A 7,336-nucleotide genomic window follows, 5' to 3' on the forward strand; every position below is an offset into this window, starting at 1 on the left:
ATGCAGTCGCCGCCTGGCTTCGGCAGGCGCGGTTTCCTGACCGGGGCGGCGAGCCTCGCGCTCGGCGGCGCCTTCGGTTCGCCGGTGATGGCACAGGGCACGCGGACGCTGCGCGTGCGCTTCGGCTCCGACATCTCGCAGCTGGATCCCGCGCGGATCTTCCAGAACGAGAACCAGTCCATCGCCAGCCACGTCTATTCCGGCCTGGTGCAGTACGACCAGGCGACCAACGCCATCGTGCCGGACCTCGCCACGGGCCATGAGGTCTCGGCCGACGGCACCGTCTGGACCTTCCGCCTGCGGCCGAACGTCACCTGGCACAAGGGCTACGGCGCCTTCACCTCGGACGACGTCAAGTTCTCCTTCGAGCGCGTGCTCGATCCCGCGACGGGCAGCCTCTATCGCGGCCAGCTCGCCGGCCTGCGGGAGATCCAGACCCCCGACCCGATGACGGTCCGCTTCGTGCTGGAGGCCGCGAATTCCGGCTTCCTCCACAAGCTCTGCGCCTTCAACCAGGGCTGGATCGTCTCCCGCCGCGCCGTGACGGAACTCGGCGAGCGCTACAGCATGAACCCGATCGGCACCGGCCCCTTCGTGTTCGAGCGCTGGACCACCGGCAACGAGGTGCGGCTGTCCGCCAACCCCGACTATTTCGGCGGCGCCTCGACGCTGAACGAGGTCGTCTTCCGCATCGTGCGCGACGAGACGGCGGCGGCGATCGCGCTGGAGAACCGCGAGCTCGACATCTTCTACGCGCTGCAGACGCCCGAGGTGATCGAGCGCCTGCGCCGCGCCCAGGGCATCTCCGTCCTCGACCGGCCGGCGAACAACACGGTCAACCTGGTGCTGAACACCACCGCCGGCCCGCTGCGCGACATCCGCGTGCGCCGCGCCATGGCCCACGCGATGAACCGTCGCGCGCTGATCGACGGCTTCTTCCGCGGCACGAAGTTCGAGGCGACGAGCGTGCTGACCTCGACCTTCCAGGAATTCTCCGAGGACGGCGTGCCGCGCTACGCCTTCGACCCCGACCGCGCCCGCGCCCTGCTGCGGGAGGCCAACGTCTCCAACTTCCGCTTCGAGATCACGACGGTCGGCCTGAACCCCTTCGACCGCTTCCCCGTCGCGCTGGCCAACGACCTGCAGCAGGTCGGTATCCAGGCGACGGTGCGCGTGCTGGAACGCGGCGCCTATGTCCAGGCGCGCAGCAGCGGCAACGTGCAGTCCTGCATCACCGCCGTCGTCGGCCCGCCCGACCCGGACAGCCCGCTGGTCACGCTGTACCACACGCGCAGCCATCCGCCGGGGCTCAACACCTCGCGCTACGACCGCGCGGACGAGTTGCTGGCGGAAGCCGCGCGCGCGCCCGACCTTCCCGCGCGGCGCGCCGTCTATAGCCGCCTGCTGCGCCAGACCATGGACGACCTGCCGGTCATCCCGCTCTACGCGGACCGGCTGTTCATCGCGCACGGCCCGACGGTGGCAGGCTTCGTGCAGAACAGCCTGTTCACGGTGAACGTGGCCCCGGTCTCGCTGCGCAGCGTCTGATGCCGCTTTACGTCGCCCGCTGCCTCGGCCAGCTTGCCGTCGCATTGGTCGGGATCGTCACGGTGGCCTTCTTCCTGATGAGGGCCATCCCTGGCGATCCCGCGCTCTACATGCTGGGCGACTTCGCAACGACCGAGGCGCTCGCCACGCTGCGCGCGCGCCTCGGTCTCGACCTGCCGGTCTGGCAGCAATACTTCGTCTTCCTCGCCCGCGCGGTTCAGGGCGACCTCGGCAATTCCGTGGTCACCGGCCAGCCCGCGCTGGCCGAGATCTGGGCGGCGGTGCCGCCTTCCGCCGCGCTCGCGGTCGCCGGCATGCTGGTCGCGGTGCTGGCGGGCGTGCCGCTCGGCATCGTCGCCGCGGTGCGACAGGGCACGGCGGTGGACGTCGCGGTGATGCTGGTGGCGCTGGGGGGCATCTCCTTCCCCGTCTTCTGGGTCGGGCTGGTCGCGATCCTGACCTTTTCGCACGCGCTCGGCCTGTTCCCTGCCCTCGGCGCCTCCAGCGAGCCCGGCTTCTGGAAGGGGCTGCACCACCTGGCGCTGCCCGCGCTGGTGCTCGGCCTTTCCGTCGCGGCCTACATCGCACGGCTGACGCGCTCCGCGATGCTGGAAGTGCTCGGCCAGGACCATATCCGCGTCGCGCGCGCCATGGGCGTGCCGGAGCGGCGCATCGTCTGGAAGCTCGCCTTCCGCAACGCGCTGATCCCCGTGCTGGCCGTGATCGGCGTGACCTTCGCCTGGTCGCTCGGCAACGCGATCCTGGTGGAGGCCGTGTTCAGCCGCCCCGGCCTCGGCTCCACCATCCTCAAGGCGATCCTCGCCCGCGACTACCAGCTGGTGCAGGCCGGCGTGCTGGTGCTGGCCGCCGCTGTCGTACTGCTCAACACCGCGCTCGATCTGGTCTACGGCGTGGTGGACCCGAGGCTGCGGCGCCGATGAGCACCATGGTCGAGGACATCGACGCCGCCGCCGAGGCCGCCGCGCGCCGCCGTGCCGCGATCCGTCGTTACACCAGCCATCCCGGCTTCATGATCGGCGCCGTCGGCATCTCGATCCTGGTCCTCGTCGCGCTCTTCGCGCCCTGGATCGCGCCCCATTCGCCGACGCGCACGGACCTGATGAACAATCTGGCGCCGCCCTCGGCCACGCACTGGCTCGGCACCGACCAGTTCGGGCGCGACGTTGCGTCGCGCCTGATCTACGGCGCGCAGGTCTCGCTGCAGGTCGGCTTCTTCGTCGTGCTGATCTCGCTGAGCCTCGGCACGCTGATCGGTGCCGTCGCGGGCTATGCCGGAGGTTTCGTGGAACGCGCGCTGGTCGCCGTCATCGACATCCTGCTCGCCTTCCCCTCCTTCCTGCTGGCGCTGGCGCTGGTCGCGGCGCGGGGCAACACGCTGGATTCGATCATCCTCGCGGTCGCCATCGCCTATACGCCGCGCGTCGCGGCGGTGATGCGCTCCGTCGTGCTGACCATCCGCCCGCGCCCCTTCATCGAGGCCTCGCGCGCCATCGGCCTCACGCCCTGGACCATCGTGCGCCGCCACGTCATCCCCAACGCGCTGCCGCCGGTGATCGTGGTCGCGACGGTCAGCGCGGCGACCGCGATCCTGGCGGAGGCGGGCCTATCCTTCCTGGGCCTAGGCGTGCAGCCGCCGACGCCGACCTGGGGCAACGTGATCGCGGAGGGCCAGACCTCCATCACGACCAATCCGCTGATCTCGCTCTCGGCCGGGCTGTGCATCGCCTTCACCGTCGTGGTGCTGAACCTGCTGGGCGACGGGCTGCGCGACACGCTCGATCCGCAGATGCGGCGCAACACGGGCAAGCTGCTGTGACCGCGGCCTTCGAGCTGCGCGGCCTGACCGCCGCCGTCCCCGGCGAGAAGACCGCCGTCCGCCTGGTGGAGGACGTCTCGCTGCACGTCCGCGCCGGCGAGACGCTGGCCGTGGTCGGCGAGAGCGGATCGGGCAAGACGGTCACCTTCACCTCTGCCCTCGGCCTGCTGCCGAAGCCCGGCCGCGTCATCGCGGGCCAGGCGCTGCTGGAAGGCGAGGACCTGCTGACGCTGCCGCCCGCCGAGCTCCGCCGCCGACGCGGCGCGCGGATCGGCATGGTCTTCCAGGACCCGCTGACCGGCCTCAACCCCGTCTTCACAGTCGGCGAGCAGATCGCGGAAGTCCTGCGCGGCCACCTGCCGATCCGCCGGCGCGAGGCGCGGGAGCGCGCCGTCGCCCTCCTCGCCCGCGTCCAGATCCCCGACCCCGCGCGCCGCATCGACGACTATCCCCACCAGTTCTCCGGCGGCATGCGCCAACGCGTGCTGATCGCCATGGCCATCGCGCTCGGCCCCCGCGTGCTGATCGCGGACGAGCCGACGACGGCGCTCGATGTCACGGTGCAGGCGCAGGTGCTGGATCTGCTCGGCGAACTCCGCGACGCCGAAGGCATGGGAATGGTGCTGATCACCCACGACCTCGGCGTCGTCGCGCGACAGGCCGACCGCGTTGCGGTGATGTATGCCGGCCGCGTCGTCGAGACCGGCACGGTCGCCGAGGTCTTCCGCGCGCCCCGCCACCCCTACACGATCTCGCTCTTCCGCAGCATCCCCGACCTCGACGCGCCGGCGGGTGCGAAGCTCGCGCCGATCGCGGGCAGCCCGCCCGATCCCGCGCGCCGTCCAGCGGGCTGCGCCTTCGCGCTGCGCTGCTTCGCCGTGTCCGACGACGCGGGCTGCCGCACGACACGCCCCGCCCTGACCGGCGCCGGCCACGAGGCCGCGTGCCACCGCCAGGGCGCGCTGGAGGCAGCGGCATGACCGCGCTGCTGGAGGTCGAGGACCTGCACCGCAGCTTCGCCGGCGGCAGCAGCCTGTTCGGCGCGAAGCGGCCCGCGGTCCGCGCCGTAGACGGCGTCTCCTTCACCCTCGCGCGCGGCGAGACGCTCGGCCTGGTCGGCGAGACCGGCAGCGGCAAGAGCACGCTGGGCCGCCTCGTGCTGCGCCTGATCGAACCGAGCGCCGGCAGCGTCCGCTTCGAAGGCGCCGACGTCACCGCCGCCTCCGCCCGCGCGCTGCGCGCGATGCGGCCGCGGATGCAGATGGTCTTCCAGGACCCCTACGGCTCGCTCGATCCCCGCATGACAGCGGCCGAGATCATCGCCGAGCCCATGACTGCGCATGGCGTCGCGCGGGCGGAGGCGCGGCGCCGCGCCGCGGAGACGCTCGGCCGCGTCGGCCTCTCGCCCGCCATGGCCGCGCGCTACCCCCATGAATTCTCCGGCGGCCAGCGCCAGCGCATCGGCATCGCGCGCGCCATCGCGCTCGATCCCGCGCTGGTCGTGCTGGACGAACCCGTCAGCGCGCTCGATGTCTCGGTGCAGGCGCAGATCCTGAACCTGCTGCAGGAAATCCAGGCGCGGTCTGCCGTCGCCTTCCTCTTCATCGCGCATGACCTGGCCGTGGTGCGTCATGTCAGCGACCGCGTCGCGGTGATGTATCTCGGCCGTGTGGTGGAGATGGCGCCGCGCGACGCGCTCTATGCCGCGCCGCGGCATCCCTACACGGTCTCGCTGCTGTCGGCGGTGCCGCGGCCCGATCCCGCGAGGGAACGCGCCCGCGCACGCATCCGGCCGATCGGCGAGATCGGCAGCGCCGCGGCGCTTCCGTCGGGCTGCCGCTTCCACCCGCGCTGCCCGCGCGCGCGGATCGTCGCCGCGCGCGGCGGCGAGACCGCGGAGGCCGCCGGCACCCGCCTGCCGCGCGCCTGCGTCGAGCAGGACCCCATGCTGACGCCGGCCGGGACCACCGCCCATCTCGCGGCCTGCCACTTCCCCGACGAAGCCTGAAGGAGACCCCCATGACCGTGACGCGCGAGCAGAACTATGTCGGCGTCTTCGACGGCAAGGTCGGCTACGGATCGAAGCCCGCGGTGATCGTGATCGACTTCACCCTGGCCTACACCACCCCGGGCTCGCCCTTCTTCGCCGAGGGCGTGGTGCGCGCCGTCGCCGACACCGCCCCGTTGCTCGCCGCCGCGCGCGCCGCCGGCATCCCCGTCATCCACACCCGCGTGGAGTACCACCCCTCCGGCGCCGATGGCGGCTGGTTCGTCCGCAAGGTGCCGGCGCTGCGCAGGATGATCGCGGGCGAGCCGCTCGCGCAGATCGACCCGAAAGTCGCGCCGCTGCCGGAGGAAGTCGTGCTGGTGAAGCAGTATCCCAGCCCCTTCTTCGGCACGCCGCTGGCGCCGATGCTCGCAGCCCTCGGCATCGACACGCTGATCCTGGCGGGCTGCTCCACCAGCGGTTGCGTCCGTGCCGGCGCACTGGACGGCGTGCAGCACGGCTACCGCGTGATCGTGCCGCGGGAATGCGTCGGCGACCGCCACGACGGCCCGCACGACGCCAACCTCTTCGACATCAACGCGAAGTATGGTGACGTGGTGGCCCGCGACGAGGTCATCGCGTATCTCAAGGGCCTGCCCGCGACGGCGGCGTGAGGGAGGAAAGCGAAGAATGAGTACGACGACGGCCGACGACGCGATCCGCGTCTACTGGATGACCGGCTGCTCCTCGTGCCTGCGCACGAAGGAGTTCCTGCAGAAGCACGGCGTCCCCTTCCTCTCGCGCAACGTGCTGGAGGACGAGGCGGCATATGAGGAGCTGGAACGCTTCGGCCTGAAGCAGGTCCCGATCGTCACGCGCGGCGATACCTGGGCCAACGGCCAGATCCTGCGCGACGTCGCGCAGCTCTGCGGCATCGCCTATGGCGCGCCGAAGATGCTGTCCGTGCCGGAGATGCGCAAGCGCCTGGATGCCGTCCTGGCCGGTACCGCGCGCTTCATCGCGCAGATGCCGGACGAGGCGCTGGCGCGCGAGCTGCCGAACCGCCCGCGCACCTTCGCGCAACTCGGCTGGCACATCTCCAACATCGCCGACGCCTTCCTGGAACACGAGGACGGCATCCCGCTGACCTTCGACAGCTACATGCGCGTGCCGGAGCCGTTGCAATCCGGCCGCGCCGAGCTCATCGCCTATGCCGAGACGATGCGACGTCGCATGGATGAGTGGTTCGACGGCCCCGGCCGCGACCGCGACTTGCGGAGCCGCGCCGACGTCTATTACGGCGAGCAGACCATGCACGAATTCCTCGAGCGCACGGTCTGGCACGCCGGCCAGCACGCCCGGCAGTTCATGTGGGTGCTGGAAGGGCTCGGCATCGCGCCCGACGGCCCGCTCGGCCGCGAGACCTTCGATGGGCTGCCGATGCCCGAGAAGGTCTGGGACGAGGCCGACCCTGCCAAGGTCCGCCGCGCGTCCTGACGCGCCGAACCCTGCGGCAGGGCATCGCCGGGACGATCCGTGCTGCCCATTCGCGGAAGGGTGGCGCCTTGCCCGGCATGAGCGCGACGATGAGCCCTTGCGTCCAACCGTCGAACGACCGCTCCGGCTCGCTGTCGGAGGCGCATCGACGAGTTCATGCCATGGCGTTGGGTCGCCAGCGACGAGGGCTGATCGTCGAGGGACGCCGCCAAGGCCGCGCGGGAGATGGCGCGCGGGTTGATCGAGGCGATCCACCTCCACCCCGAAGAAGGCAGCCTGCGTGTGGAAGTCCGCGGCGAGCTTGGCGCCATTCTTCGCTTGGCGGAGGGTGCCCGAAACGCGAAAAGCCCCGGCGATGGTGCCGAGGCTTTGGTAGGGCAAATCAAGGGGGATGCGGGGACAGGATTTGAACCTGTGACCTTCAGGTTATGAGCCTGACGAGCTACCGGGCTGCTCCACCCCGCGGT

General features: G+C 71.2%; 7 protein-coding genes and 1 tRNA gene. 7 read left to right on the top strand and 1 reads right to left on the bottom strand.

Features of this window, described 5'->3' with window-relative positions; all coding sequences use genetic code 11:
• The 7 genes from AC2D9U_RS24080 to AC2D9U_RS24110 are packed head-to-tail and all read left to right on the top strand — an operon-like array spanning nucleotide 1 to nucleotide 6,869.
• Nucleotides 1-1,548 (top strand): ABC transporter substrate-binding protein, encoded by a 1,548-nt coding sequence (locus tag AC2D9U_RS24080; RefSeq protein WP_484754144.1) that lies wholly within the window; start codon nucleotides 1-3, stop codon nucleotides 1,546-1,548.
• Entirely contained in the window at nucleotides 1,548-2,489 is a 942-nt protein-coding gene (locus AC2D9U_RS24085; RefSeq protein WP_484754146.1) for an ABC transporter permease, read from the top strand. The genes AC2D9U_RS24080 and AC2D9U_RS24085 overlap by 1 nt, the downstream gene beginning before the upstream one ends.
• Nucleotides 2,486-3,385 carry an ABC transporter permease gene (locus AC2D9U_RS24090; protein WP_484754150.1) on the top strand — a complete coding sequence of 300 codons (900 nt, stop codon included), beginning with the start codon at nucleotides 2,486-2,488 and terminating at the stop codon, nucleotides 3,383-3,385. The genes AC2D9U_RS24085 and AC2D9U_RS24090 overlap by 4 nt, the downstream gene beginning before the upstream one ends.
• On the top strand, nucleotides 3,382-4,365 hold the full coding sequence (locus AC2D9U_RS24095) for an ABC transporter ATP-binding protein (RefSeq protein WP_484754154.1): 984 nt from the start codon (nucleotides 3,382-3,384) through the stop codon (nucleotides 4,363-4,365). Before AC2D9U_RS24090 ends, AC2D9U_RS24095 begins: the two co-directional genes overlap by 4 nt.
• The gene (locus AC2D9U_RS24100) at nucleotides 4,362-5,393 is read left to right on the top strand and encodes an ABC transporter ATP-binding protein (protein ID WP_484754157.1); all 1,032 of its coding nucleotides are present in this window, start codon (nucleotides 4,362-4,364) and stop codon (nucleotides 5,391-5,393) included. The genes AC2D9U_RS24095 and AC2D9U_RS24100 overlap by 4 nt, the downstream gene beginning before the upstream one ends.
• Before the next feature lie 11 nt (nucleotides 5,394-5,404).
• Nucleotides 5,405-6,046, top strand: coding sequence for an isochorismatase family protein (locus tag AC2D9U_RS24105; RefSeq protein WP_484754160.1), 642 nt, complete (start codon nucleotides 5,405-5,407; stop codon nucleotides 6,044-6,046).
• A gap of 16 nt (nucleotides 6,047-6,062) precedes the next feature.
• On the top strand, nucleotides 6,063-6,869 hold the full coding sequence (locus AC2D9U_RS24110; RefSeq protein ID WP_484754162.1) for a glutaredoxin domain-containing protein: 807 nt from the start codon (nucleotides 6,063-6,065) through the stop codon (nucleotides 6,867-6,869).
• Between the two features lie 391 nt (nucleotides 6,870-7,260).
• Here the strand turns inward: AC2D9U_RS24110 and AC2D9U_RS24115 are convergent.
• A tRNA-Met gene (locus tag AC2D9U_RS24115) sits at nucleotides 7,261-7,334 on the bottom strand.
• Nucleotides 7,335-7,336: the final 2 nt, after the last annotated feature.

This window comes from Roseomonas sp. TF40, from assembly GCF_057219975.1.